Here is a 22385-nt window from a genome sequence, read left to right as displayed (position 1 = left end):
ACCGGGTGGCCAGCGCAGACCGCCGAACGTAACGGCCGGCCTTTTCCCGAAATGTCGACCTCGCGGGCAGGCGACTTTCGCAACCATTGCCCGATGCGAGATCCGACATGAGCTCCTTCCTGAACCTGGTGTGGAGACACCGGTTGACCTTCTTCTTTGCGCTGGCGCTAGGCTTGACGTGGCTGGCGTTCATCCCCTTCTATCTGTCGCATGGCGAGAGCATTCCCTGGTTTACTTTCGGACCGGCCGTTTCCGGCTTCATCGTGGCGGCACTTGTCGGTGGCTGGAGCGCGGTCAAGGCGATCCTGACCTCGATGGTGAAATGGCGCGTCCGCCCGATCTGGTATCTGGCGGCGTTCGGCCTGCCGTTCGGGGCGCAGCTTGCCTCGATCCTGATCAATCCGCTGTTCGGCTCGGTGCAGCCCGCCTGGGGCAATATCCCCGCCGTCTCCGAAATGCTGCCGATGATCGCGCTCTACGCCGTTTTCAGCGGTCCACTGGGCGAGGAACCCGGCTGGCGCGGCTTTGCGGCACCGCGCCTGCTTGCCTGCCGCTCGGCGCTCGCCAGCAGCCTGATCCTTGGCGTGATATGGGCCGTCTGGCATTTCCCGCTCGGCCTAGTCGGCGACCTCAGCCTCTACGGCACGATCAATGTCGTGCTGGCCGCTATCGTATTCACCTGGCTCTATCAGAACACCGGCAGTGTGCTGCTTGCCATCCTGATGCATGTCACGCACCAGAACAGCGTGCGCTTCCTCGGCAAGGTGTTCGTCGAAGGCGACTATGTGCAGCAGCAATGGATCGCTGTAGCGATCTGGGCGATGATCACGGTCGCGATTGTTGCGTATTACGGCACGGAGAGCTTCGTGCGCCGGCCGGCGGCACGGCTTGTGGTTGCCACAACAGCATAGGCGCCAACGGATTGCGGCGCCCGCAACAGGGCAGGCCGCCGTTTCGGACCACCGAGCATTCTTGTCCTACCGCTATGTCCGGAACCGGAGAGGACGGCCTGTGTTTATGATGATGGCGCCGCTGTCGCGCAAAACGCCAACCGTACGAACAGTTGCGGCAGAGAGCACCAACGAGCCCAGCGATGACGATAAGGCCTCTTCGTTACTTGAACGCAGTCGTTCCGCACATCTATGTCCAAGGCGCGGCCAAGGCCGTGGCCTTCTATGCCAAGGCGTTCGGTGCCGAAGAAGTGTTGCGCATCACGGCACCGGATGGGCGGATCGTCCATAGCGAGCTCACCATCTGCAATGCAACGGTGATGCTCGGCGATCCCACCAGCCGGATCTATGATGAGCCACGGCATCTCGGAGCATGCACGGCGGGCCTGCATCTGATGGTGGATGACAATGCAGCGGTTCTGGCTCGCGCGATGGCTGCAGGTTGCGAGCAAGTCCAGCCTCCAACGGACATGTTTTACGGCGCGAACTCAGCCAGCGTGCGCGACCCGTTCGGCCATGTCTGGGTGCTGCTGACATGGAAGGAAGACCTATCGCCGGCCGAAATGGAGCGCCGCGGCAAGGCCGCCCTGGGTGGCGAGAATCCTTGAGCATGACCCGAAGAGTTGTGGACACTTCAGCAGCGTTCGTAATCGGCAAGCACCTCGTCGATCACGTTGCGCTGCCTTTCGGCCTCGGCCTGGTTGGCGTCGTGCCCGGCGACGGTGATCAGCGCCTTCCATAGCGCCCAGCCGCGGGCGCGCGCCCAGGTGGCGTCGTCGACGTCGATGCGGGTGCGAAACGCCTCGCGGCTTTCGCCTTCGAAGAATGTCCAGCTTATAGCAAGATCGCAGGACGGGTCGCCGACGCCGGAGGTGCCGAAATCGATGACGGCGCTCAAGCTGCCGTCCTCGACCAGAAGATTGCCCGAGGCGACATCGCCGTGGAACCAGACCGGCGAGCCATGCCAGGTGGCGGCGAGCGCTGCCTCCCACACGGCGGTTGCGGGTTGGGTGTCGATCCGGCCTTCAAGCGCGGCAATGGCCTGCCTTGCCTCGCCGTCATAGACCGTGAGCGGCCCGCCACGGTGGAAATTGTGCTGGCCGGGCGCGGGCCCGTCCGTCGGGTCGATGCTCCTCAAAGCGACAAGGAAATCGGCGAGCGCCACGGCAAACGCGGGGAGATCGGCAATGCGTGCGCTCCGTGCCGTCTCGCCGTCGATCCAGCGATAGACCGACCAATGCCAGGGGTAGCCTTGGGCCGGCTCGCCCATGGCGAGAGGCATTGGAATGGGTAGCGGCAGATGTGGGGCGAGTTTCGGCAGCCAGCGATGCTCCTTCTCGACCTGCAGCGAATAGGCGGCCGCGCTCGGCAGCCTGACCGTCATCTCGTCGCCGAGGTGGAAGGTGCGATTGTCCCAGCCGCCGAACGCGACCGGGCTGACTAGGAGATGCCGCCATTGCGGAAACTGTGCATCGACCAGCCGGCGGACGAGATCGGTATCGATGGTTATCTTTGGATTATGCAATGTCGCTGGCCCGTTGCCGGGTCCTTCTACGCGGCAAGCATCAATGGGGAAACTCCAGCCCCATCTCGCGGTAGCGCTCGGGGTCGTCGCCCCAATTCTCGCGCACCTTCACGAACAGGAAGAGGTGCACCTTCTGCTCCAGAATGCCAGCGATCTCCATCCGCGCGGCTTGCCCGATGGCGCGGATCGTCTCGCCCTTGTGGCCAAGCACGATCTTCTTCTGGCTGTCGCGCTCGACATAGATGACCTGCTCGATGCGCACCGAGCCGTCCTTCTTCTCTTCCCATTTCTCGGTCTCGATATGCGAGGAATAGGGAAGTTCCTGATGCAGTCTCAGATAAAGTTTTTCGCGCGTGATCTCGGCCGCGAGCTGGCGCATCGGCAGGTCGGAGATCTGGTCCTCCGGATAGTACCAGGGACCGGCCGGAAGCGTCTCGGCGAGATAATCGAGCAGGTCCTTGCAGCCGGAGCCGGTCAGCGCGGAGATCATGAAAGTGCGCTTGAACGGCACGCGTTCGTTCGCGGTCGCGGCCAGGGCGAGAAGCGTTTCCGGCTTGACGCGGTCGACCTTGTTGAGAACCAGAAGCATCGGCTGCCTGACGTCCTTCAGCCGGTCGAGGATGGCATCGGCATCGCCCTTGATGCCGCGCTCGGCGTCAATCAGCAGCACGACGACATCGGCATCCTTGGCGCCGCCCCAGGCGGTGGTCACCATCGCCGTGTCCAGCCGCCGCTTCGGCTTGAAGATGCCCGGCGTGTCGACGAAGACGATCTGCGCGTTGTCATGCGTGGCAATGCCGCGCACGATGGCGCGGGTGGTCTGCACCTTGTGGGTGACGATCGACACCTTGGCGCCGACGAGCTGGTTGACCAGCGTCGACTTGCCGGCATTTGGCGCGCCGATCAGCGCTACGAAACCGGAGCGCGTCGCGGGGACTTGAGTGGTTTCCGTTTCTGTCATGCCGCGCTCCATACGCCTTCGCGCAGCAAAAGAGTAGCCGCCGCGGCCTGCTCGGCCTCGCGCTTGGAGCGGCCGCTGCCGACGGCGGGCGCGAAAGAGCCGACTTTTACGCTGACCGTGAACACCGGGTCGTGGTCCGGTCCGTCACGGCCGTCGATATGGTAGGCGGGCACGGCGCCGGCGGCGGCCTGATGCGCCCATTCCTGCAATTCGGTCTTGGCATCGCGGCGGGCAGCGCCCATCGCCTGCGAGCGCGGCTGCCAGTAGCGGTGGATGAACGCGCGCGCCGCGTCCATCCCGCCGTCGAGATAGAGCACGGCGATCAGCGATTCCAGCGCATCGGCGCGCAGATTGGTGCGCTTGCGGCCCTCGAGATTGCGCACATCGGAACCGGCGCGCACCAGTTCCGGCAGCCCGATCTGTTCGGAGATTTCCGACAGCGCCTCGGCATTGACCAGCGCGTTGAGGCGCAGCGAAAGCTCGCCTTCGGCGGCATCGGGAAAGGAGGCGAGCAGCATGTCGGCCACGACGAGGCCGAGAACACGGTCACCCAGGAATTCGAACCGCTCATAGTCGACGCCGGCATGGGTCGAACGGGCGCTGGCATGCGTCAGCGCCCGCTGCAGGCGCTGGCGGTCGGCGAAGACATGGCCGGTGCGCTCGACAAGCGCTTCGGCAAGGGCATCGGCGGTCAAACGCTTTCTGGCCGCCATCGCTCTAGTGGACGAAATGGAACAGGCGCCCGGCGCGCATCAACGACGGCCACTTCCATATCTCGAGCGGGCTCGCCTTGCCGGCGATCGAGAAGAAGATGAGGTTGGCGCGACCGACAAGGTTCTCGGCCGGCACAAAGCCGACGGCGAAGCGGCTGTCGGAGGAATTGTCGCGATTGTCGCCCATCATGAAATAGTGCCCGGGCGGCACGACGAATTCGCGCGTGTTGTCGCCGATCGAATCGGAATTGATGTCGAGCGTGTCGTAACTGACGCCGTTCGGCAGCGTTTCGCGGTAGACATCGATCGGCCGGTTTTCTTCGGTGACATCGGGATTGTCGATCTGGCCGGTCTTCACGCGCGGCACGCCGACGTCATTGATGAAAAGCTGGCCGTCCTTCACCTGAATCTTGTCGCCGGGCAGGCCGACGACGCGCTTGATGTAATCGACCGACGGATCCGGCGGGAACTTGAACACCACCACGTCGCCGCGCTTGGGCTCGGAACCCCAGATGCGGCCCGAGAAGAGATCGGGACCGAAGGGCAACGAGTAACGCGAATAGCCATAGGCCCATTTGGTGACGAAGAGATAGTCGCCTTCGAGCAGCGTCGGCCGCATCGAGCCGGACGGAATGGAGAAAGGCTGGAAGAGCAGCGTGCGGATGACGAGCGCGAGCAGCAGAGCCTGGATGATGACGGAAAAGGTCTCACCAAGCCCGCCGGATTTCTTCTGCGATTTTTCAGCCACGCTCATGTCGTCCTCGATTGTGCGATGTTGGTATAGAGTCTCGGCGGGCGCTGGGCAACGTCATGCCGCTCGTGGTCAGATGGAATCAATGTGGCGCTTGTTCGGCGGGCACTGCCTCGATGATCACAAAGGCTTGAGCAAGCGGGAAATCGTCGGTGATGGTGAGATGGATGAGGGCGCGGTGGCCTTTCGGGAGGATTTTCTCCAGCCTGGCCGCGGCGCCGCCGGTCAGCGCCATGGTCGGCGCGCCGCTCGGCAGGTTGACCACGCCCATGTCGCGCCAGAACACGCCCTCGGCCATGCCGGTACCCAACGCCTTGGCGCAGGCCTCCTTGGCGGCGAAGCGCTTGGCATAGGAAGCTGCGCGGGCGGCACGCGCCTCCGACTTGGCCTGCTCGACCTCGGTATAGATGCGCTGGACGAAGCGCTGGCCGTGCCGCTCCAGCGATTTCTCGATACGTCTGATGTCGATCAGGTCGCTGCCGATGCCGATGATCATTCCGCTGGCACTTCCGGTCGGCCCTGCCGCGCTTTCTTCTCGGCACGCTCGACCATGCGCTTCCGGCGCTGCTCGCGAAACACCGTCATGCCCCAGCGGGTGATGGCGTAGAACAGGAGCCCGAAGACCAGGCCGAGCGGCACCGCGCCGATCAGCATCGGCTCCAGAATGGGGTGCCAGAGCTTGGCGAAGGAAAGCTTGTGCATCATTTCGCCCAGATGCTCGGGCGGGCCGTGCTTCGGCAGATGCTCATGCAGGAGCAGCTTGCCGATCTCCCAGGACGCGCCCCACAAAAGCGGGAAGGTCAGCGGATTGCCGAAGAACACCGCGCCGAGCGCTGCCGCGACCAGATTGCCGGCGATGATCCAGCACAGCACGGCGGCGACGATGAAGTGGAAGCCAAGCGGGAAGAAGGAGGCGAAAACGCCCGCGGCGACACCGGCGGCGACGGAATGCGGCGTCGCCTTCAGCCGCAGGATGCGTTTGGAGAAATACTGCACGGAACGCGAGAACGAGCGGCGCGGCCAAAGATAAGTACGCACCTGTTCCAGGAAGCCATCAGGCTCTCGGCGTCGAAAAAGCACTCTGTTCCAGTTCCCGGTCCAATACGCGCTGCCCCTACCCGCCGGGTCGCGCAAACACATCTTGCGCTTCGAGGGCGCAGAAAGGCAACAAGCTTTGATATAGCGACGACCAGGCCGCGCAACAACGAACGCCGCCGCGATGGTCTGCCGCAGGCTGTAACAACAGCGTCATTCTGGCGAAACTGAGGAAAACAACCCGGATGCGGAGCCGATGATCACCATTAGACCGGCGCGGGCCGAGGACGCCGGGGCGCTGCCGCGGATCGAACAGTCCGCCGGGCTGGCGTTCCGCGCCATTGCGGAACTGGCGTGGCTCGCCGACGGCGACAATATCAGCGTCGAGCGGCATCGCGCGCTGATCGCCGCCGGCGCATGCTGGATTGCCGCAGACGAGAAGGACCGGCCGGTCGGCTTCCTGAGCGCCGGGATCGAAGGCGATGCGCTACATATATGGGAGTTGGACGTGCGCCTCGACCGGCAGGGCCAAGGCATCGGCCGCGCGCTGCTCGAACAGGTGGTCGCGGACGCCGGGCGGCGCGGACTGGCCGCGGTGACGCTGACCACGTTTCGCGCCGTCGCCTGGAACGCGCCCTTCTATCGCAAGGCCGGATTTCGCATCCGGGAAGACGCCGAGATTGACGAACGGCTGGCAAGCCTGCTCGACGACGAGGCCAGGCACGGCATGCCTACGGGCCAGCGCTGCGCCATGCGGCTCGATCTCAGCCGGGTTGATACTCGCTGACCTCGACCAGATTGCCGTCCGGATCGCGGAAATAGACCGACATCATCTTGCCGCGCGCGCCGGTGCGTTCGACCGGACCGACTTCGATCGCCACGCCATTGGCCTCGAGGCTGGCCTGGACCTCGGCAAGCGGCACTGCCGCCACGAGGCAGAAATCGCCGGAACCCGGCGTCGGCGCCTTCGCCTTCGGCTCGAAGGTGCGACCGACTTCGTGCAGGTTGATCTTCTGCGAGCCGAACAGAAGCGCGGTCGGCCGGTTCGGTTCGTCGAGCCGCCGCATGCCGAGCACCCGCCGGTAGAAATCGCAGGTCGCTTCCAGCGAGCGGACCGTCAGCACGAAATGGTCGATCCCGGCGATCATTGTCGCCTCGGCGCGCGTCTCCGGCAAAGAGATTCAAGCGACGCGCTCAAGTGCCTGTTTTCATACATTGCGATGTCAGATGTTGCGGCTTCCCGGCTTAACGGCTGGAATCGCGGCAAGTTCCGGCGGCAGGCGGTCGGCGGGATAGGCCGGCACTTCATATTCGGCAAGCGCGATCAGCGGCACGCCGACATCGGTCTTGCCGGCCGAACGGTCGATGATGCAGGCAGCCGCCGCGACGTCGGCGCCGAGCTCGCGCAGGCAGTCGATGGTCTCGCGGATCGACAGGCCGGTGGTGACGATGTCTTCGACGATGACGACGCGCGAGCCCTTGGCAATCTCGAAGCGGCGCAACCTGAATTCGCCCCCTTCCCGCTCGACCCAGATCGCCGGGACGCCGAGATGGCGCGAGGTCTCATAGGCCGGGATCAGGCCGCCGATGGCCGGGCCAACGACGTAGTCTATCCCGCCCGGCACCGCCTTGCGGATCTTCTCGGCCAGCGCCTTGCACAGGCGCTCGGTCTTGTCGGCATGCATGAACACGCGGGCCTTCTGCAGGAAGACCGGACTGCGCAGACCGGACGTCAGGATGAAATGCCCTTCGAGGACGGCGCCGGCCTCGCGGAAAATGCCCAGCACTTCGTCGGTGTTCATTGTTCGGTCCCCTTGGCGAATGGTGAATGGTGAATGGCAGTAAGAGCACCTTCTAGTTCACTATTCACTATTCACTATTCACCCATTCACACGCCGCGCATCGCTGACGCTCGAATTGTCCTTGAGCTGCGACAGCAGCCGGTTGAGGTGCTTGAGATCCCAGACTTCGAGATCGATCAGCATCTCGGTGAAATCGGGTGCGGTGCGTATCATCGACAGCGTGTGGATGTTGGCATCGTTGGATGCGACGACCTGGGCGATGTCGGCCAACGAACCGGGCGCATTGATGGCGGTGACCGAGATGCGCGCCGGAAAACGTTCCTTGGTGCGCTCGTCGATGTCCCAGCGCACGTCGATCCAACGCTCGGGCTGGTCGTCGAAGGCCTGCAAAGCCGGCGACTGGATCGGATAGATGGTGATGCCGGTGCCGGGCTGGATGATGCCGACGATGCGATCGCCGGGTACAGCGCCCTCCGGCGCGAAACGCACCGGCAGGTCGCCGCGCACACCGCGGATCGGCACCGCGCCGTCGCGCTGCTGGTCCTTGTCCTTCTTGGCGGCGCGGGTGCCGGGCATCTGGAAGAGCATGCCGGCGGCGTTGCGGATCTTCGACCAGCCCTCCTCGCGCTGCTTGGGCGCCGCGACGGTGACACGCTCGTCCTTATAGTCGGGGAAGACCGCTTTCATGACATCGGTGGAGCTCAGCTCGCCGCGGCCGACCGAGGCCAGCACGTCCTCGATGTCCTTGCGCGCCAGCCGGTGCAGCACCGGCTTCAGGCTCTCCTTGGTGAATGTCTTGCCGGCGCGCTCGAAGGCTCGTTCCAGGATGCGGGCTCCGAGGCCGGAATATTGCTTGCGGATCGCATTCTTGGTGGCGCGGCGGATGGCGGCGCGCGCCTTGCCGGTGACCACGACCGATTCCCAGGCGGCGGGCGGCACCTGCGCCTTGGAGCGGATGATCTCGACCTCGTCGCCGTTCTTGAGCTCGGTCATCAACGGCATGATGCGGCCGTTGACCTTGGCGCCGACGCAGGTGTCGCCGACATCGGTGTGGACGGCATAGGCGAAGTCGATGGGAGTAGCCCCGCGCGGCAGCGCGATCAGCATGCCCTTGGGCGTGAAGCAGAACACCTGGTCCTGGAACAGCTCCAGCTTGGTGTTCTCGAGGAAATCCTCCGGATTGTCGCCTTCGGCCAGTTGCTCGATGGTGCGCCGCAGCCAGGCATAGGCGTTGGTCTCCCTGGAGATCGCATGGCCCGCGCCGTTCATCTTGCCGCCGGTATCCTTGTAGATCGAATGCGCGGCGACGCCATATTCGGCGATCTTGTTCATCTCCCTGGTGCGGATCTGCAATTCGACGCGCTGGCGCGACGGGCCGACGATGGTGGTGTGGATCGAACGGTAGTCGTTCTGCTTGGGCGTCGAGATGTAATCCTTGAAACGGCCTGGCACCATCGACCAGGTGGTGTGGATGGCGCCAAGCGCGCGGTAGCAGTCGTCGACCGAATCGACCACGACGCGAAAACCGAAGATGTCGGAGAGCTGCTCGAAGGAGAGCGCCTTGGCCTCCATCTTGCGGAACACCGACCACGGCTTCTTCTGCCGGCTCTTCACGCTCGCCTTGATGTCGTGTTTTTCGAACAGGCCCGACAGCGCCGTCTCGATCTCCTGCAGGACGCCCCTGTTGCGCTCGAAAATCTCGGCAAGCCTTGCGGTAACAGCGCGGTAAGCCTCCGGATTGATGTAGCGGAAGGCTATTTCCTCCAGCTCCTCGCGCATGCCCTGCATGCCCATGCGCCCCGCCAGCGGCGCATAGATCTCCATCGTCTCCTCGGCGATGCGCAGGCGTTTGGCTTCCGGCATATGGTCGAGGGTGCGCATGTTGTGCAGGCGGTCGGCGAGCTTGACGAGCAGAACGCGGACGTCCTCGGAGATCGCGAGCAGGAGCTTGCGCAGGTTCTCCGCCTGCTCGGCCTTTTTCGAGACCAGATCGAGCTTCTTCAGCTTGGTGAGCCCCTCGACCAGCTTGCCCATCTCGGGGCCGAAGAGCTCGTCGATCTCGGCGCGGGTCGCGGTCGTATCCTCGATCGTGTCATGCAGCAGGGCAACGGCGATGGTCGCCTCGTCCATATGCATGTCGGTGAGGATGGCCGCGACTTCGAGCGGATGCGAGAAATAGGGATCGCCCGAGGCGCGCTTCTGGTGGCCATGCTTCTGCATAGCATAGACGTAGGCCTTGTTGAGCAGCGCCTCGTTGACGTCAGGCTTGTAGCGCTGGACGCGCTCGACAAGCTCATACTGACGCATCATGGGCGGGATCTCGCGGTGCTGAAATGATTGATGCGCCGCACCGACGTGCGACGCATCTCATAGATAGCCACGAAACCTAAGATACGGAAGTCCTGGATGGTTGATCCAACCCGGACAAAAGCACTTAGTAGTCGTCGCTCTTTTCCGGCGGCACCAGACCTTCGATGCCGGCGAGCAGGTCTTCCTCGCTCATGCGGTCGAAAGTGACGTTCTCCTCGGCGTCGTCGGCGTCGGCGGCAACGGCTGTCGCACCGGTCTGGTCGGCGATCGCCTCGCCCTCGGCTTCCGGCTCGTCGACCTCGACATGCTTCTGCAGCGAGTGGATCAGGTCTTCCTTGAGGTCGTCGGGAGACAGCGTCTCGTCGGCGATCTCGCGCAGCGCGATGACCGGGTTCTTGTCATTGTCGCGCGGAACGGTGATCTGCGCGCCCTGGCTGATCTGGCGGGCGCGATGGCCGGCGAGCAGCACGAGTTCAAAACGGTTGTCGACCTTGTCGATGCAATCTTCAACGGTTACGCGGGCCATGGACTGCCCCTTTCATGCGATGGATTTGATGGAAAGCTGGCGCGCTCCATAACGCGGGCGCGGCCGAAATACAAGCTTTATGGCGCCAGCGTCGGCTTGACGGGCCGTTGCTCGGCTCATCATCGCCACGCCGTGAAGCTACCCACATAGTGGCGATCACAATTGCTTGCAACATAGGGCCATGCCCTTGGATATCCACAAATTGCGCGTTATCTCGGAGGTGACGGTACAAAGGTCCATTTGCCGGACCTATTCGTCAAACGCTTTTAGACGACAAAAATTTTCGAAAGGAATGTTTTTCAATGTTCGATCCCCGTGAAAAGATCGCTCTTTTCATCGACGGCGCCAATCTCTATGCCACCTCCCGCGCGCTGGGCTTCGACATCGACTACCGCAAGCTCCTGTCGAGCTTCCAGAAGCGCGGCTACCTGCTGCGCGCCTACTATTACACCGCCCTGGTCGAGGATCAGGAATATTCATCGATCCGGCCGCTGATCGACTGGCTCGACTATAACGGCTTCAAGGTGGTGACGAAGCCCGCCAAGGAATTCACCGACTCGACCGGCCGCCGCAAGATCAAGGGCAACATGGACATCGAGCTGACCGTCGATGCGCTGGAGCTCGCCGATGTCGTCGACCACTATGTCATCTTCTCCGGCGACGGCGACTTCCGCACGCTGGTCGAAGCGCTGCAGCGGCGCGGGCGCAAGGTGTCGATCATCTCGACCATGGCCTCGCAGCCGCCGATGATCTCCGACGATCTGCGCCGTCAGGCCGATCATTTCATCGACCTGATGACGCTGAAGAGCGAAGTCGGCCGCGATCCGTCCGAGCGGCCGGCGCGCCGGCCGGAACCCGCCGAAGTCGACGAGGAAGATTATTGACGGCGGCGGCCTTGACCGCCGTGCTCTCCCCCGAACCCAGCCGTGACTGCCCGCTTTGCCCGCGGCTGCATGAGTTCATCGCCGCCTGGCGCGAGCGTGAGCCCGGCTGGTTCAACGCGCCAGTGCCGACCTTCCTGCCGCCGGAGGGTGAAGATTCAGTCCGCCTCCTGATCGTCGGGCTGGCGCCCGGCCTGCGCGGAGCCAACCGCACGGGGCGCCCCTTCACCGGCGACTATGCCGGCGACCTGCTCTATGGCACATTGATCGCGCACGGTTTTGCGCGTGGCGAGTTCAAGGCAAGGCCGGATGACGGCTTGCAACTCGTCGGCACGGCCATCACCAATGCGGTGCGCTGCGTGCCGCCGGAGAACAAGCCGGTGGGCGCCGAGATCGCCACCTGCCGGACTTTTCTCAAGCCGACCATCGCGCGCTTTCCCAACCTGCGCGCCATCCTGACGCTGGGTTCGATCGCGCATCAGTCGACGGTGCGGGCGCTGGGCGAGCGCGTCGCGGCCTTTCCGTTCCGCCATGGCGGGAGGCAGCAAGCCGGCCGCATCGCGCTGTTTTCCAGCTACCACTGCTCACGCTACAACACCAATACGGGCGTGCTGACGCAGGAGATGTTCGTCAGCGTGTTTAAGGAGATTGCGGCGTTCCTGAAGAGCTAGATTCACGCGGCTTCCTGTCGGTCTGACGCCCACTCATACCGGCAGCAGCGCATCCGGCTTCACGTCGCCGATGGAGGTATAAGTGTGCGTTTCCTTCACTCCCGGCAGCGCGAGAATGACCCGCGTCAGGAAATCCTGATAGGCGGCCATTTCCGAGATGCGTGCCTTTACCAAATAGTCGAAGCCGCCGACCACCATGTGGCACTCGAGAACCTCGGGCGCCTTGGTCACCGCCTCGGCGAAGCGCTCGAAAATATGCGGCGCCGTGTGATCGAGACGCACCTCGATGAAGACGAGCGTACCGCGTCCGATCTTTGCCGGATTGAGCACGGCCCTGACCGCGGTGATGTAGCCTTCCCGAAACAGCCGCTTCACCCGTAGGCTGGTGCCGGTCGGCGAGAGGCCGACACGCGACGCCAGATCAAGTGTGGTGCGACGCCCATCTTCTTGCAGCAATCGCAGGAGATTGCGGTCGACGCCGTCGAGGTCGCTTGCTTCAGCATTCACGCTAGACCTGCCTCTAATCTGCGAGTTTCACTCAAATTTCGAGAAAAGAGCGTATTTTGCCACGGGCTTTTCGGCAATAGCCTGCGCTTTCATCGCTTTGTGCGGAGATGATCTTCGATGGCGATGTCACGACGGCGGCGGAACATGGCGGACGCGCGAGACTCAGGAAACCCCAGGCTGGCGATCATCGCGGGCCTCATTATGATCGGCATCTACGCCATCCAATTCGTCGCCGCCCGCTTCAGCCTCAGGGAGCATCTGACGGCGACGGATCTGGCCGCCTTGCGCTTTGGCGGCGCGGGGGCGGTCTTTCTGCCGATCGTCTGGCGCGGCGGCTTTGTAAGCATGAGGGCGCTCGGTTGGCGACGGGCCCTGGCATTGGCGGCGCTGGCCGGATTGCCTTATCCGCTGATTATCAATTGGAGCCTGACCTATGCCCCTGCCGCCCATGCGGCCGCGCTTTGTCCAGCGTCGATCGTCTTCTTTTCGTTCCTGCTGTCACGCATCGTCTTCAATGACGGCGCTTCGCGGCAACGGACCATCGGTGTCCTCGCGATTGTCGCCGGCCTGTCGCTGTTCATCGCGCCGGCGCGCGGCGGCACCGGCGGCGTTCTCTTCGGCGATATGCTTTTCATCGGATCGGGCCTGATGTTTTCGGCCTATGCCGTTCTTGTCAGGCGCTGGCGTGCCGATCCCGTTACGGCCACGGCCGCGGTAGTGCTCCTGTCCTGCCTGCCGCTGCCGATTCTCTACTTCGTCGCACCAAGCCATATCCATGCCGCGGCCGCCACGGAAGTCATCAGCCAGATCGTGATCCAGGGGATTCTGGCCGGCGCGGCAGCCATGTTCCTCTATACCTATGTCGTCGGGCAGTTGGGGCCGCAGACGGCATCGCTGTTTCTGCCCGGCATACCCATCGCCACCGTGGCTGTCGGCATGGCGGTACTCGGCGAAACGCCGATGACGATCCAGTTCGCAGCCATTGCCACCATGGCCGCCGGGATGGGCTTGTCAGCGATCGGAGGGCGGATTGCCAATAGACGCCTTAATGCACCGGCGCCGGGAGGATCGTAAGCCTTCAGCGGTACGGCAAGCGATTCAAGGGCCGGCAATTCAAGGCGTCGGCGCAAACAACTTCGCCAGCGTCTCGCGGCCGCCCTTCAGGACGTTGAGATCGACATCGCCTTCGATGCCGTCGACGCGGCCCATATTGTGATACTGCCAGTAGATCCAGTCGTTCTCGCGCGGTCTCGTCGCCAGAGAACGCAACCAGCGCCGGCGGCTAAGAATGCTGCCGGAATAGGCGTCTGCCGCCTCGTCGGTCAGATAGAAAATCGCCTGCTTGCCGAATGCCGTCTCGACCGGGCCGAGGAAAGCGGCAAGCTCGGCGTTCAACTGCTCGGGCGACGGGCGCTGCGGGCAATTGCCGCCAAACTCGATGTCGACCACCGGCGGCAAAAGCGGCTCGCTGCGCGGCACCACCGAGATGAAGTTCTTCGCCTGGTCGGCGCCTGGCCGGCAGAAGGTGAAGAAGTGATAGGCGCCGACCGCCAGGCCGGCCGCGCGGGCCTCGCGCAGATTGGTCGCGAACAGGGTATCGACATGGGTGCCGCCTTCGGTCGCCTTGATGATGGCGAAGGCGACATCGTCGGCGGCGACGCGGGGCCAGTCGATCTTTCCCTGATGATGCGAGACGTCGATGCCCCGGATCGGGAATTCCTCGCGATCCGGGGAAAAGCCGCGGAACCAGAAGAAGGCGCCCGCCACGACGGCACTGGCGACAACCGCGACGGCAAGGCCCCAGAAAACAATCCGCTTCCCCAAGACCATCCCCTGCCGCAAAGGCTCGTGCGCGCCTGACCGGAGAACCGGCCGGTGGCTTTTTTCAGGCGGCCGGCGCTGCCAGCCCTGGAGGCTCAGCCGCGCTCCTTCAGCAGCCGGCCCTTCTCGCGCGACCAGTCGCGCTGTTTCTCGGTCTCGCGCTTGTCATGCAGCTTCTTGCCTCGCGCAACGGCGAGAAGCAGCTTGGCGCGGCCGCGGTCGTTGAAATAGATTTTCAGCGGCACCAGCGTCATGCCTTCGCGCTCGACGCTTTGCGAGAGTTTCGCCATCTCGCGCTTGGAGACCAGCAATTTGCGGCGCCGGCGCGGCTCGTGGTTGAAGCGGTTGGCCTGCAGATATTCCGGCAGATAGGAATTGATCAGCCAGATCTCGCCGCCCTCGGCCGAGGCGTAGCTTTCCTGGATGTTGGCCTGGCCCTGGCGCAGCGACTTGACCTCGGTGCCGGTCAGCACCAAGCCGGTCTCGATCGTGTCGAGCACCTCGTAGGAAAAGCGCGCCTTGCGGTTTTCCGCAACGGTCTTGTTGTTGGGATCGGCTTTCTTGACTTGATTCATGACGTCCAGAGTCCGTTTCGAAACTCGCTCCTGCGAGTCAGGTGAAGGTGTCAACAGAGCGCCGCGCGTTTTCTAAACGCGCAAAGGACGCTCTGCAGCCCGACTTTGCGCATGGTCCTTTCCGAAAGCGGATGCTTTCGGGGCCATGCGCGGAACCGGAGCGGAGCGTACATATAGTACGTGAGCACCGGAAGCGCAGGTGGCGCCTTCAGATGGCCGCAGGAGTAGAGTTTCCAAACGGGCTCGCTAATTAATCAAGCCGGCGTGCTTGAGCGCCGCGTCGAGCTTCTCGGCGGTCGAGGACTCGACCGTCACCAGCGGCGAACGGACCACGTTCTCGACCTTGCCCAGCTTCGAAAGCGCGTATTTGGCGCCGGATACGCCAGGCTCGATGAAGATCGCCTTGTGCAACGGCAGAAGCCGATCCTGCAGCTCGAGTGCCTTGGCGCTGTCGCCGGAAAGCGTCGCTTCCTGGAACTCGGAGCAAAGGCGCGGCGCGACATTCGAGGTGACCGAAATACAGCCGACGCCGCCATGAGCGTTAAAGCCGAGCGCGGAGGCATCCTCGCCGGAAAGCTGGATGAAATCCTTGCCGCAGGTCATGCGCTGCTCGGAGACGCGCTCGACCTTGCCGGTCGCGTCCTTGACGCCAGCAATGTTCTTGAAGTCGTGGCGCAGCCTGCCCATCGTCTCCGGCGTCATGTCGATCACCGAACGCGGCGGGATGTTGTAGATGATGATCGGCAGCTTGGTCGCCCTGGCGACGGCCGCGAAATGCTCATAGAGGCCGCGCTGCGTCGGCTTGTTGTAGTAAGGCGTGACCACAAGGGCGGCATCGGCGCCGGCCTGTTCGGCATACTTCACCAGGCCGACCGCTTCCTCGGTGTTGTTGGAGCCCGCGCCGGCCACCACCGGCACCCTGCCCTTGGCTACCTCGATGGCGACCTTGACGACATGGCGGTGCTCCTCATGCGACAGCGTCGGCGATTCGCCGGTGGTGCCGACGGGAACGAGGCCCTTGGTGCCCTCGGCGATCTGCCATTCGACAAACGAGCGAAAGGCTTTCTCGTCGAAGCGCCCGCTCTTTTCGAACGGTGTCACGAGCGCAGTCAGCGAGCCTCTCAGCATGTCGTCCAAACTCCTTGGAACTTCGTCGGTTTATGCATGTCGTCGTCCCAAAACCGGTTTCCGCTTGTGGGCGACATGCATCGGTGTTTCATCAGATCGGTCAGTTGCGCGCCTTCTACCCGAAAGCGAAGCCGCGCACCATAGTCTCGACATGGTTCAGCGGCAAGCATCGGCGTAATGCCAGTGTCGTGGTTTTCGATGTTTGCCAGACGTTGATATCAGGCTCGGGGCGAACATCGAAAACCAAAACGACACTAGATTCGACAGTTGGCTGGTGTCCTGCGATTCTGAAATTCGCGCCGCGCCCGATATCAAGGTCATGCGAATTTCAGAATCGGGATACCAGCAAGCGCCATTCGAACGGCCTCGATAACCTTTTGTTTACGAGCCCTTCACGACCTAAGTCTAGGCTTCGCATCGGGTTCTCAATGCCCGCGCCTGCTGGCGATGTGCTAGGATCATAAAATGCCGACGAGGCGGCCCCATCTTTTCGCGCTGTTGGGCGCGATCGTCGCGCTGACGCCTACCATGGCGATCGGTGGCAGCGTCGACGCGCGCGCGACGGCCTCGATTCCGGCGCCAGATGCGCCACAGGCGCCGGGCCAGACGCCGACCGCCCTCGACATAGCGCAACTGAAGAGCGGGCTCGATGCGCTTGCCGCCAACAACATCGTCGGCGCGCGCAATGCGCGCGACACGCTGCCCGCCACCTCGCTCGACCGGCACATCCTCGCCTGGGCGATCGCGCTTTACGGCGGCGACCAGGTGCCGAGCGGCGAGATTGCCGACGCGGCCAAGATGCTGCCTGGATGGCCGGGCACGATCGCGCTGCGCAAGAACAGCGAGCGCGCGCTCTATCGCGAGAATCCGCCGCCGCAAGTGGTGGTGCAGGCCTTCGGCCGCAGCCAGCCGCTGACGCCTGAGGGCGTCATCATCCTCGCCCGCTCGCAAGTGGCGCTTGGCAACCAGGCCGCGGCGCGGTCTGTGCTGGTACCCTTTTGGCGCACAGAAAAACTGGAAGCGAAGGATGAGGGGGCTGTCATCAAGGAGTTCGGCACGCTGATCCCGGCGGCCGACCATCGCTACCGCATGGAGCGCATGTTTTATGCCGACCGGCCGTCGTCGGCGCTGCGGGTCGCCGGCCTCGCTGGCGCACAGCCGCTGGCGGATGCCTGGGCGGCGGCCGACAAGGGCGACAAGAACGCCGCCAAGCTGTTGAAGGCAGTGCCCGCAGTGCCGCGCTCCGCCGGCTATTTCTTCGCCGAGGCGGAGTATCTGCGCAAGCAGCAGAAATTCGCCGAAGCCGCTGCTGCCGTGATGAAAGCGCCGACAAACCGCGATTCGCTGGTCGACCCCGATGCCTGGTGGGTCGAACGACGCGTGCTCTCGCGCGAGCTGGTCGACCGGGGCGACATGAAGACCGCCTACAAGATTGTCTCCATGCATGCGGCCGAAAGCCCGGCAAATGCCGCCGAGGCCGAATTCCACGCCGGCTGGTACGCGCTGCGCGGCCTCAACGATCCGGCGACCGCGGCCACTCACTTCAAGCGCATCACCGAGCTCGCCCAGGGACCGGTGTCCCTGTCGCGCGCCTATTACTGGCTCGGCCGCGCGGCGGAAGTCGGCGGCCCGGGCAACGCCAAGGATTATTTCACGCGCGCGGCCAGCTACGGCACGACCTTCTACGGCCAGCTCGCGGGCGAGCGTGTGGGCCTCAGGACCCTCAACATCTCCTATCCGAAACCGAGCGCCGCCGACCGCCAGAGCTTTGACGGCCGCGAGGCGGTGAGCGCGATCAAGCGGCTGCAGGAGGCAGGCTATGACCGCTACGCCGAAACGCTCTACCGCGATCTTGCCGGGCAGCTGACCAGCCCGGGCGAGCTGGCGCTGCTTGCGGTGCTGGCCGAAAAGCAGGGCAACCATTTCATGGCGCTGAAGGTCGGCAAGATCGCCGCCCAGCGCGGCATCGATGTCGGCGCGCTGTCGCATCCGCTGGGTGTCATTCCCGATTCGGCCAATGTTTCGGGATCCGGCAAGGCACTTGCCTACGCCATTGCCCGCCAGGAAAGCGAGTTCAATATCGGCGCCGTTTCCAGCGCCGGCGCGCGCGGCCTGCTGCAGTTGATGCCGGGCACCGCCAAGCAGTTGGCAAAAAAGGCCGGCATGAATTTCTCGCAGGCGCGGCTGACGACGGATGCCGGCTATAACGCGACGCTGGGCTCGGCCTTCCTCGGCGAGCAGCTCGACCGTTTCGGCGGCTCCTATGTGCTGACCTTCGCCGGCTACAATGCCGGCCCGAACCGCGCCGCCCAATGGGTGGCGAAATACGGCGACCCGCGCGGCAAGGACGTGGACGCCGTCGTCGACTGGATCGAGCGGATTCCCTTCACGGAAACAAGGAGTTACGTGCAGCGTGTGATGGAGAATTACGAGGTCTACAAGATGCGTATTTCGGGGAAATACGACATCGTGGGGGATCTCGTGAACGGACGAAGCTGAGGGGGCGTCTCTTCCTTCTCCCCTTGTGGGAGAAGGTGGATCGGCGCGGTAGCGCCGAGACGGATGAGGGGTGCTCCAGCTTGGCCAACGCGCTCGTCTAAAGGCGCAATCGCCGGCGTCTCACTCCGCTGGAACACCCCTCATCCGTCGCCTTCGGCGACACCTTCTCCCACAAGGGGAGAAGGAAGAACTCCCATTTGACGATCCCTGCCCTCGCCTGTAGCTGTCGATCACCCCTAGCGAGGAGCGGCATTGCGATGGCGAGCGACGAAGGTTTCTCCGACTTCTTCTACGCCGCGCCAGACGGCCTGAAACTCCACGCCCAGACTTATGGCGAAGCGAATGCCGGCAGCTGGCCGGTCGTCTGCCTGCCCGGACTCACCCGTAACGCCCGCGATTTCCACGAACTGGCACTCCACCTCTCAAGCAAGGCGGAAAGGCCGCGAAAAGTCCTCGCCTTTGACTATCGCGGTCGCGGCCAATCCGACCACGACCCCGATATCAGCCATTATAATGTCGGCGTCGAAGCCGGCGATGTCCTTGCCGGATTGTCGGCGCTCGGCATCGAGCAGGCCGCCTTCGTCGGCACGTCGCGGGGCGGCCTGATCATCCATGTGCTCGGCGCATTGAAGCCCGCCGTGCTGAAAGCCATCGTGCTCAACGACATCGGCCCGGTAATCGAGGCAGCGGGCCTCGCCCATATCCGCTCCTATCTCGACCCGGCGCCGAGACCGAAGACATTCGCCGAGGCGGTGGATGCTCAGCGCAGCGTGCATGGCGCCGATTTCCCGGGGCTGACCGACGCCGACTGGGCGCGGATGGTCCGGGCAATCTGCCGCGAGACGGCGACCGGCTGGGTGGCGGATTTCGATCCGGCCCTGGTCGACACCCTGGCCGGCGCCGACTTCAGCAAGCCGCTACCGGATCTGTGGCCGCAATTCGACACGCTCGCCGCTGTGCCGCTGCTTGTCATTCGCGGCGGCAATTCAAAGCTATTATCCGCTGCGACCGTCGAGGAGATGGGAAGGCGTCATCCCGGCATGGAGACGATCACCGTCGAAGGTCAGGGACACGCGCCCTTTCTGGAAACCGGCACTCTGCCGCGGGAGATTGCGGATTTCCTCGATCGGGCAGAGCGCAAATCAAAATAAAGTAAAAGCCCGAGACTAACTCAATCTCGGGCTTGTCGATAAAATATAGATTCTCCGGCACGCGGCGCGCGCCTACTTGCCTTTGGAGCTCTTGCGCCGCGCCTTTGCCGGCTCCAGTCCGCTCTCCTTGCGAGCGGCTTTGCCAGGTGATGGCGCGGTCAAGGGGGAGGCAAAGACGGAGTTCTCCGCGGCGCTCGGCGCCTGGTCGCCGCGTGGCTTCTCGAGAACGACGACGCAGCCATCGAGATCGTTGGTGGCGAGGTGCGCGTAACGCATGGTCATCGACAGCGTCTGGTGGCCGAGCCACATCTGCACGCGCCTTATGTCGATACCGCCCTGGACAAGGCGCGAAGCGCAGGTGTGGCGCAGGATATGCGGTACCACCTGTTCATCGGCGCCAAGACCGACTTCCGCTTTCGCTTCGTTCCAGATGGCGCGGTACTGCGCCTGGCTGAGCTTGGTGAACGGACCCTTCGGCCGGCGACCCTCGGTGGTCGGCGGCAGCTTGATCACCTCCTTGACCCGTTCGGTCATCGGGATGGTGCGGCTGCGGCCGGATTTCGTGATCCAAAATGAGACGCGGTGCTCCTGGATGTCGTTCCAGATCAGGCCGAGCGCCTCGCCTAGACGGCAGCCGGTGTCGACCAGGAAAACGGAAAGTCTGTAAGCATCCTCGCTGCGGCTCTTGATGGCAGCGAACAGCCTTGTCTCTTCGTCCCTTTCGAGGAAACGAATCCGTCCCGCCCGCTCCTTCTGGCGGCGGAACTCGGGCAGGCTGTGGATATCTCCCATCTTATGAGCCTTGCGCAGCAGCTTGCTGAGTGCAGCCATCTTGCGATTGATGGTTGCGTTGCTGTTCCCGCGCTGGCGCAAGGTACCGATAAGATTGTCCAAGGTGTTCTGGTCGAAGGTGCTGAAACGTTCTCCGAGAAGGATCTCGTCTATTTCACCGATGAACGAGCTGACATTGTATTTATGCCGCCCATCATCCCAGAGTATATCCCGGTATGCTGCAAAGAGTTCCCCGATCCTGTGCGATTTTACTTCCCGGATCTTGTTGTAGGTATACCTAAACTTCGAATTCTGAGAAGAAAATACCGCAAAATGACCAGAGGGTTCCCCCTCTTGAATCGCTTCGTTCGACATTTTAGCCACACCCCCTGTGGTTAAGCTTTCAGCCCTAACCGTTCGGAGATGTCCTTTCAAGAGTTTTCGAATCTTGCAGCCGACCCCATCCGCCAGTGGCGGATCCCACAAAGTCGCTCCACAGACCCGATCAGCTTACCGTTTCACCCCCATCCTTTCGTTTGCTTCGACCAATCGCGAAAACAAAACGGCCCGGGCATTTGACGCCCGGGCCGGATTTCAGTTGTTGCAGTCCGGCCCTTAGAAGGAGCGCTGGAAGCGGAGCATGCCGCCGACGCTGTTTTCCTTGTTGGCGTTGGTCCAGTTGGAGACGGAGTCGTCGCCAAGGTGGAGGTAGTCAACTTCGGCGGTGACCGTGAAGCCGGGAACGATGTCGTAGGCGACGTTCGCAGCGACGCCGACGTTCTTGCCATCGTCAGCAGACACCTGGAGGTTGAACGAGGTCTTCTCGTTGAACTTGTAGGTGCCGCCGCCCCACACTGCCCAGTTGCCGCTCCACTGCTTGTAGAAGCCGCGGCCACCGGCCGGAATTGCCCAGGTCCCGTCCGTGAGATTGTCGTCGGTGCCGTAGCCAGCCATGATGAACAGCGACAGGGCGTCGGTCGCATTCACGTCCAAGCGAACCTTGCCAGCCACTTCTTCGTAGTTGCTGTCATAGGCGACGACGCCGCTGATGGCGCCCCAGCCCTGCGTCCACTTCAGACCGCCGACAACATGCGGAACATAGCTGTCGATGGTGCCGACAACGCCCGAACCTTCTTCAAGCGAGAGGACGGCGGAGAAGCCGTTGCCGGCGTCGAAGTAGTACTGGACGACGTTGGTGTCGAAGTCGCCGTACGGGACGAGCGTATCCTGGATGACGTTGCCGGCGTAGCCGATGAACGTGTTGAAGGCCGATTCGTCCTTACCGACGCGGAGGCCACCGAGCTGGATCCAGGCGAAGTTCAGCGAGACGGCCTTGTTGGCGGCGGGGTTGCCGAGCAGGGTCGTAACGGGGGCAGTGGTAGGACCAGTAACACTGACCTGGCCGTAGTTGTTACGGTTGCCGAAGTTGAAGCGGGTCTCGGTGTAGGTCTTCAAAGTGCCGAGCTCGGTCTCCTGGCCGGTCCAGGTCTTCAGCGTGAAGCGGGCGTTCTTGTAGAATGTGGCTTGGTCGTCGCCATCCTCATGGTCGAAAGACCGCGCGCCGTCGAACGAGCCGACGTCGCCGACGCCGATGTCGTAGCGGACGTAGCCGCCGATGCGCAGGCAGGTTTCGGTGCCGGGGATGTAGAAGTAGCCCGAGCCGTAGACGTCGCAGATCTTGACGTATTCAGCCGGTTCCGGCTCGGCGACGGTCACCGCGTCGGCGGCGCGGGCGCCCGAAACTGCGATCAGGGCCGCAGCTGAGCCGAGAAGAAGGCTCTTGATGTTCATTTTCTGACCTCCAGTCA

General features: G+C 63.3%; 24 protein-coding genes. 8 read left to right on the top strand and 16 right to left on the bottom strand.

Annotated features, from left to right (window positions below):
• Positions 1–107 precede the first annotated feature (107 nt).
• Together LB515_RS26715 and LB515_RS26710 are read left to right on the top strand one after the other, a co-directional pair.
• On the top strand, positions 108–911 hold the full coding sequence (locus tag LB515_RS26715; protein WP_224709487.1) for a CPBP family intramembrane glutamic endopeptidase: 804 nt from the start codon (positions 108–110) through the stop codon (positions 909–911).
• Positions 912–1117: 206 nt separating this feature from the next.
• Positions 1118–1558 (top strand): VOC family protein, encoded by a 441-nt coding sequence (locus tag LB515_RS26710; protein WP_224709486.1) that lies wholly within the window; start codon positions 1118–1120, stop codon positions 1556–1558.
• Positions 1559–1584: 26 nt separating this feature from the next.
• Here LB515_RS26710 and LB515_RS26705 read toward each other — a convergent pair whose 3' ends face one another.
• From LB515_RS26705 to LB515_RS26680, 6 genes are all read right to left on the bottom strand, one after another.
• Positions 1585–2475: an aminoglycoside phosphotransferase family protein gene (locus LB515_RS26705; protein WP_224709485.1), complete on the bottom strand. Its 891-nt coding sequence runs from the start codon at positions 2473–2475 to the stop codon at positions 1585–1587.
• A gap of 40 nt (positions 2476–2515) precedes the next feature.
• Positions 2516–3448: a GTPase Era gene (gene era / locus LB515_RS26700; protein WP_224709484.1), complete on the bottom strand. Its 933-nt coding sequence runs from the start codon at positions 3446–3448 to the stop codon at positions 2516–2518.
• Positions 3433–4149 (bottom strand): ribonuclease III, encoded by a 717-nt coding sequence (rnc, locus tag LB515_RS26695; RefSeq protein ID WP_224605284.1) that lies wholly within the window; start codon positions 4147–4149, stop codon positions 3433–3435. The genes era and rnc overlap by 16 nt, the downstream gene beginning before the upstream one ends.
• A 4-nt stretch (positions 4150–4153) precedes the next feature.
• Positions 4154–4903, bottom strand: a complete 750-nt coding sequence (lepB, locus tag LB515_RS26690; protein WP_224605243.1) for a signal peptidase I — start codon at positions 4901–4903, stop codon at positions 4154–4156.
• 79 nt (positions 4904–4982) lie between these two features.
• A complete protein-coding gene (gene acpS / locus LB515_RS26685) occupies positions 4983–5396 on the bottom strand; it encodes a holo-ACP synthase (RefSeq protein ID WP_140699845.1) in 414 nt (137 codons plus the stop codon).
• Entirely contained in the window at positions 5393–5980 is a 588-nt protein-coding gene (locus tag LB515_RS26680; RefSeq protein ID WP_224709483.1) for a DUF2062 domain-containing protein, read from the bottom strand. The genes acpS and LB515_RS26680 overlap by 4 nt, the downstream gene beginning before the upstream one ends.
• Before the next feature lie 211 nt (positions 5981–6191).
• On the opposite strand from LB515_RS26680, the gene LB515_RS26675 reads away from it, so the two are divergent.
• Positions 6192–6722 (top strand): GNAT family N-acetyltransferase, encoded by a 531-nt coding sequence (locus LB515_RS26675; protein ID WP_224709482.1) that lies wholly within the window; start codon positions 6192–6194, stop codon positions 6720–6722.
• On the opposite strand, the gene LB515_RS26670 is transcribed toward LB515_RS26675, so the two are convergent.
• From LB515_RS26670 to rpoZ, 4 genes are all read right to left on the bottom strand, one after another.
• Positions 6700–7083 (bottom strand): VOC family protein, encoded by a 384-nt coding sequence (locus tag LB515_RS26670; protein WP_140842512.1) that lies wholly within the window; start codon positions 7081–7083, stop codon positions 6700–6702. The two genes, LB515_RS26675 and LB515_RS26670, sit on opposite strands and share 23 nt — an antisense overlap.
• Positions 7084–7158: 75 nt before the next feature.
• Positions 7159–7737 (bottom strand): orotate phosphoribosyltransferase, encoded by a 579-nt coding sequence (gene pyrE, locus LB515_RS26665; protein ID WP_224605237.1) that lies wholly within the window; start codon positions 7735–7737, stop codon positions 7159–7161.
• Positions 7738–7815: 78 nt separating this feature from the next.
• Positions 7816–10047 (bottom strand): RelA/SpoT family protein, encoded by a 2232-nt coding sequence (locus tag LB515_RS26660; RefSeq protein ID WP_095766930.1) that lies wholly within the window; start codon positions 10045–10047, stop codon positions 7816–7818.
• Between the two features lie 124 nt (positions 10048–10171).
• Positions 10172–10573: a DNA-directed RNA polymerase subunit omega gene (gene rpoZ, locus LB515_RS26655; protein WP_095766929.1), complete on the bottom strand. Its 402-nt coding sequence runs from the start codon at positions 10571–10573 to the stop codon at positions 10172–10174.
• A 302-nt stretch (positions 10574–10875) separates the two neighbouring features.
• Between rpoZ and LB515_RS26650 the strand changes: the two genes are divergently transcribed.
• Positions 10876–11457 (top strand): NYN domain-containing protein, encoded by a 582-nt coding sequence (locus tag LB515_RS26650; RefSeq protein WP_095766928.1) that lies wholly within the window; start codon positions 10876–10878, stop codon positions 11455–11457.
• Positions 11454–12125: a uracil-DNA glycosylase gene (locus tag LB515_RS26645; RefSeq protein ID WP_224709481.1), complete on the top strand. Its 672-nt coding sequence runs from the start codon at positions 11454–11456 to the stop codon at positions 12123–12125. Before LB515_RS26650 ends, LB515_RS26645 begins: the two co-directional genes overlap by 4 nt.
• 33 nt (positions 12126–12158) lie before the next feature.
• Here LB515_RS26645 and LB515_RS26640 read toward each other — a convergent pair whose 3' ends face one another.
• The gene (locus LB515_RS26640) at positions 12159–12632 is read right to left on the bottom strand and encodes an Lrp/AsnC ligand binding domain-containing protein (protein ID WP_140842520.1); all 474 of its coding nucleotides are present in this window, start codon (positions 12630–12632) and stop codon (positions 12159–12161) included.
• A gap of 144 nt (positions 12633–12776) precedes the next feature.
• Here LB515_RS26640 and LB515_RS26635 point away from each other — a divergent pair, with 144 nt between their 5' ends.
• Positions 12777–13706, top strand: a complete 930-nt coding sequence (locus LB515_RS26635) for a DMT family transporter (protein WP_224709480.1) — start codon at positions 12777–12779, stop codon at positions 13704–13706.
• Positions 13707–13745: 39 nt separating this feature from the next.
• Here the strand turns inward: LB515_RS26635 and LB515_RS26630 are convergent, their stop codons facing one another.
• The 3 genes from LB515_RS26630 to dapA form a co-directional block, all read right to left on the bottom strand.
• Positions 13746–14462 carry a GH25 family lysozyme gene (locus LB515_RS26630; protein ID WP_411969170.1) on the bottom strand — a complete coding sequence of 239 codons (717 nt, stop codon included), beginning with the start codon at positions 14460–14462 and terminating at the stop codon, positions 13746–13748.
• Positions 14463–14548: 86 nt separating this feature from the next.
• On the bottom strand, positions 14549–15028 hold the full coding sequence (gene smpB / locus LB515_RS26625) for an SsrA-binding protein SmpB (protein WP_112095724.1): 480 nt from the start codon (positions 15026–15028) through the stop codon (positions 14549–14551).
• Positions 15029–15274: 246 nt separating this feature from the next.
• Positions 15275–16156: a 4-hydroxy-tetrahydrodipicolinate synthase gene (gene dapA / locus LB515_RS26620; protein ID WP_224605217.1), complete on the bottom strand. Its 882-nt coding sequence runs from the start codon at positions 16154–16156 to the stop codon at positions 15275–15277.
• A 465-nt stretch (positions 16157–16621) separates the two neighbouring features.
• Between dapA and LB515_RS26615 the strand changes: the two genes are divergently transcribed.
• Positions 16622–18655: a lytic transglycosylase domain-containing protein gene (locus tag LB515_RS26615; RefSeq protein WP_224709478.1), complete on the top strand. Its 2034-nt coding sequence runs from the start codon at positions 16622–16624 to the stop codon at positions 18653–18655.
• Between the two features lie 257 nt (positions 18656–18912).
• On the top strand, positions 18913–19806 hold the full coding sequence (locus LB515_RS26610; RefSeq protein WP_224709477.1) for an alpha/beta fold hydrolase: 894 nt from the start codon (positions 18913–18915) through the stop codon (positions 19804–19806).
• A 72-nt stretch (positions 19807–19878) separates the two neighbouring features.
• Here LB515_RS26610 and LB515_RS26605 read toward each other — a convergent pair whose 3' ends face one another.
• Positions 19879–20952, bottom strand: coding sequence for a tyrosine-type recombinase/integrase (locus LB515_RS26605; RefSeq protein WP_224709476.1), 1074 nt, complete (start codon positions 20950–20952; stop codon positions 19879–19881).
• Between the two features lie 240 nt (positions 20953–21192).
• On the bottom strand, positions 21193–22368 hold the full coding sequence (locus LB515_RS26600) for a porin (protein ID WP_224544146.1): 1176 nt from the start codon (positions 22366–22368) through the stop codon (positions 21193–21195).
• Positions 22369–22385 lie beyond the last annotated feature (17 nt).

The sequence above is a fragment of the Mesorhizobium sp. CA15 genome, from assembly GCF_020165215.1.
GTDB lineage: Bacteria > Pseudomonadota > Alphaproteobacteria > Rhizobiales > Rhizobiaceae > Mesorhizobium.
This window is presented reverse-complemented; position numbering and strand designations above follow the sequence as displayed.

Bases quoted from the DNA above. Each gene is read 5' to 3' on its own strand.
- LB515_RS26615 (WP_224709478.1), top strand. From the start codon at position 16,622: ATGCCGACGAGGCGGCCCCATCTTTTCGCGCTGTTGGGCGCGATCGTC.
- LB515_RS26670 (WP_140842512.1), bottom strand. From the start codon at position 7,083: ATGATCGCCGGGATCGACCATTTCGTGCTGACGGTCCGCTCGCTGGAA.
- acpS (WP_140699845.1), bottom strand. From the start codon at position 5,396: ATGATCATCGGCATCGGCAGCGACCTGATCGACATCAGACGTATCGAG.
- rnc (WP_224605284.1), bottom strand. From the start codon at position 4,149: ATGGCGGCCAGAAAGCGTTTGACCGCCGATGCCCTTGCCGAAGCGCTT.
- dapA (WP_224605217.1), bottom strand. From the start codon at position 16,156: ATGCTGAGAGGCTCGCTGACTGCGCTCGTGACACCGTTCGAAAAGAGC.
- LB515_RS26715 (WP_224709487.1), top strand. From the start codon at position 108: ATGAGCTCCTTCCTGAACCTGGTGTGGAGACACCGGTTGACCTTCTTC.
- rpoZ (WP_095766929.1), bottom strand. From the start codon at position 10,573: ATGGCCCGCGTAACCGTTGAAGATTGCATCGACAAGGTCGACAACCGT.
- smpB (WP_112095724.1), bottom strand. From the start codon at position 15,028: ATGAATCAAGTCAAGAAAGCCGATCCCAACAACAAGACCGTTGCGGAA.
- LB515_RS26605 (WP_224709476.1), bottom strand. From the start codon at position 20,952: ATGTCGAACGAAGCGATTCAAGAGGGGGAACCCTCTGGTCATTTTGCG.
- LB515_RS26630 (WP_411969170.1), bottom strand. From the start codon at position 14,462: ATGGTCTTGGGGAAGCGGATTGTTTTCTGGGGCCTTGCCGTCGCGGTT.
- LB515_RS26675 (WP_224709482.1), top strand. From the start codon at position 6,192: ATGATCACCATTAGACCGGCGCGGGCCGAGGACGCCGGGGCGCTGCCG.
- LB515_RS26660 (WP_095766930.1), bottom strand. From the start codon at position 10,047: ATGATGCGTCAGTATGAGCTTGTCGAGCGCGTCCAGCGCTACAAGCCT.
- LB515_RS26650 (WP_095766928.1), top strand. From the start codon at position 10,876: ATGTTCGATCCCCGTGAAAAGATCGCTCTTTTCATCGACGGCGCCAAT.
- lepB (WP_224605243.1), bottom strand. From the start codon at position 4,903: ATGAGCGTGGCTGAAAAATCGCAGAAGAAATCCGGCGGGCTTGGTGAG.
- LB515_RS26610 (WP_224709477.1), top strand. From the start codon at position 18,913: ATGGCGAGCGACGAAGGTTTCTCCGACTTCTTCTACGCCGCGCCAGAC.
- LB515_RS26635 (WP_224709480.1), top strand. From the start codon at position 12,777: ATGGCGGACGCGCGAGACTCAGGAAACCCCAGGCTGGCGATCATCGCG.
- LB515_RS26600 (WP_224544146.1), bottom strand. From the start codon at position 22,368: ATGAACATCAAGAGCCTTCTTCTCGGCTCAGCTGCGGCCCTGATCGCA.
- era (WP_224709484.1), bottom strand. From the start codon at position 3,448: ATGGAGCGCGGCATGACAGAAACGGAAACCACTCAAGTCCCCGCGACG.
- pyrE (WP_224605237.1), bottom strand. From the start codon at position 7,737: ATGAACACCGACGAAGTGCTGGGCATTTTCCGCGAGGCCGGCGCCGTC.